This is a genomic window from Streptomyces sichuanensis, from assembly GCF_020328095.1.
Taxonomy (GTDB): Bacteria; Actinomycetota; Actinomycetes; order Streptomycetales; family Streptomycetaceae; genus Streptomyces; species Streptomyces cinnamoneus.
On sequence record NZ_JAIXMK010000251.1, the window covers coordinates 1 to 1697 of the forward strand.

At 73.0% G+C, this 1697-nt stretch carries 3 protein-coding genes; all 3 read left to right on the forward strand.

The features are described 5' to 3' along the window. Positions 1–613: histidine phosphatase family protein (locus LE181_RS31710; protein ID WP_225665061.1), on the forward strand; the 613-nt coding region annotated here is incomplete at its 5' end. A 165-nt stretch (positions 614–778) separates the two neighbouring features. After that, the gene (locus LE181_RS31715) at positions 779–964 is read left to right on the forward strand and encodes a hypothetical protein (RefSeq protein WP_190112401.1); all 186 of its coding nucleotides are present in this window, start codon (positions 779–781) and stop codon (positions 962–964) included. A 142-nt stretch (positions 965–1106) separates the two neighbouring features. Beyond that, the gene (locus tag LE181_RS31720) at positions 1107–1673 is read left to right on the forward strand and encodes a MauE/DoxX family redox-associated membrane protein (RefSeq protein ID WP_225665063.1); all 567 of its coding nucleotides are present in this window, start codon (positions 1107–1109) and stop codon (positions 1671–1673) included. The last annotated feature ends 24 nt before the right edge of the window (positions 1674–1697 follow it).

Consider the following 1697-nt stretch of genomic DNA (forward strand, 5'->3'; position numbering starts at 1 on the left):
AGCCCCCCGCTACCTCTACCTCGCCCGGCACGGCGAGGCGCTGCCGGACCACAGCGGCCTGGCGGAGAACGGCCGCCGCCAGGCCGCCCTGCTCGGTGAGCGGCTCCGGGGCGTACCGCTGGCGGCCGTCCACCACAGCCCGCTGGCCCGCGCGGAGCAGACCGCCCGGATCGTCGCCGACCGGCTCGACGGCGTTCCCCTGCACCGGACGGAGTGCGCCGGGGACTACGTCCCGTACGTGCCCCGGGCGGAGGAACTGCCGCCGGATTCGGCCGACTTCCTCCTCCGTTACGTCGCCCAGTTCGCGGAGGAGGACCCCGTCCGCGGCGCGGCGCTCGCCGAGGAGGCCCTGGAGCGCTTCACGGGCCCGGTGCCGGGCGACGAGGCGCGCCACGAGCTGATCGTCACCCACAACTTCCTCATCGGCTGGTTCGTCCGCGCCGCGCTGGACGCCCCCCGGTGGCGGTGGCTGGGCCTGAACCAGTGCAACGCGGCCCTGACCGTCATCCGCTACGCGCCGGGCCGGCCGTCCTCCGTGCTCGTCTCCAACGACATGCGCCACCTGCCCGAGGAGCTGCGCTGGACGGGTTTCCCGCCGGAGCTGCACGTCTGACGGCGGCCACTTGGCCGGAATTCGGGTGGCACCTTTCCGGATGGCGCACAAGACTCCGAATGTCCGCCCGGAGAGACGGCGGGCCGAAGCTCAGTGACGTTCACCCTCGCCCGCTCCTCAGCGACGTGCGAGCGGGCACCACTTCGATCGAGAAGGAGTGCGGAAATGTCCAAGAGGCTTGAATCGATGGGCAGCAGGCTCCTGGGCCTGTTCGTGCCCAAGGTCGAAGCGGCGGCGTCCGTCCAGGCGTGCCAGTGCTTCAACTCCTGCTGGCAGTGCGCCCGGAGCGCCTGCTGCGTGAACACGTACTGCGGCTCGATCAACTGTTGGAAGAGCTGTCCGAAGTGCTGACGCCGTAGGGAGCCGCCGCACGGCGGCTTTTGCGCGGAGGCATGCATGAGGGAACACCGGTTTCCGCGGCGCCGGCACCCGAACGCCGCCGTGTACCGGTGTTCCCGGTCGTTCGCCCGCGAACAGCCGTGGAGGAGAACCGGTGTCCTACCCAGAGGTCGGGATCCGCTGCCTGATCGGGGGAATGTTCCTGATCTCCGCCGCCACGAAGCTGGCGGGGCCCCGCGCCTTTCACGCCTTCGCCGACTCCTTCGCGCAGATGCGGCTGTTCCCCGCCCCGCTCGTCCGTCCGCTGGCCGCGCTGGTGGTGGCCGGCGAGTGCCTCGTCTGCCTGCTGCTCGCCGTGCCGGTTCCGGCGGCGGCCGTGACCGGCTTCGTCCTCGCGGCGGTGCTGCTCCTCGCCTTCGCGGGGGCGGTGGCCGTCGTCGCCGGGCGGGGCGACCGGACGCCCTGCCGGTGCTTCGGCACGTCGTCGACGCCGCTCGGGGTGCGGCACGTCGTGCGCAACGTGCTGCTCGCGGCAGTCGCCGGGGCCGGGGCGGCGGTCACGGGGTCGGCGGGCCGGACGCAGCCGGCGGGCCTCGTCCTGGCGGCCCTCGCCGGGCTGCTGCTGGGCGGGCTCGTCGCGGTGCTCGACGACCTCCTAGGGCTGTTCCAGTCCCTCGACACGAAAGCCGCGGCCGCCGGCCCGCGCGGCCCGCGCCGATAAGAGAACGGAGACTAGCCGTGACCC

Coding starts and splice junctions, on each gene's coding strand:
- LE181_RS31715 (WP_190112401.1), top strand. CDS start 779: ATGTCCAAGAGGCTTGAATCGATGGGCAGCAGGCTCCTGGGCCTGTTC.